Origin of the sequence: Shewanella sp. 10N.286.52.E4 (genome assembly GCF_041468785.1) — a bacterium.
GTDB lineage: Bacteria > Pseudomonadota > Gammaproteobacteria > Enterobacterales > Shewanellaceae > Shewanella > Shewanella electrodiphila.
In genome coordinates this window covers 1-442 of record NZ_JBFRJJ010000093.1, presented here as the reverse complement: position 1 = coordinate 442, position 442 = coordinate 1, and the positions used below count along the sequence as shown (strand labels likewise).

Sequence of the window (442 nt, the reverse complement as noted above, 5' to 3'; positions counted from 1 at the left end):
GCCATTGTGAAGAAAAAAAAAGCTATTCAGATATGCCTGCTTATAGGGTGAATGATAGAAACACTTTTTATAGAATTGCTAAGCATAGGCATAATGTCCCTTATAAAGGGGTTAGTCGGTTAAATGGTCGGGAGTGGGTAATCGATCAAGTTTTTATGCCTCAGACCTTAGAGGAGTATATTGAGCTTGAAGGTGAAAGCGAGCGAGAGTTCCATGTTAGAAAGTTTTGTATGGATCCTTGCTATGATTGGGGGGATTTTCTGACTAGAAAAGAACGTTTCGATACCGATATCTGTGTGAATAAGATAAATATATGGAAGTCTGCAGTTAAATTGAGTTTTGAGCAGTATAAAGATGAAAAAGGAATCGTGTGGTTTATTGAAGATCTTGATACTTTTTTAGCTTCAACAGGTGAAAAACATCCCAAACAAATTAAGTTGGC

General features: G+C 36.7%; 1 protein-coding gene. It reads left to right on the top strand.

Annotated features, from left to right (window positions below; all coding sequences use genetic code 11):
- A partial coding sequence (locus AB4153_RS21570) for a hypothetical protein (protein ID WP_371998629.1) occupies window positions 1-442 on the top strand: 442 nt, incomplete at both ends.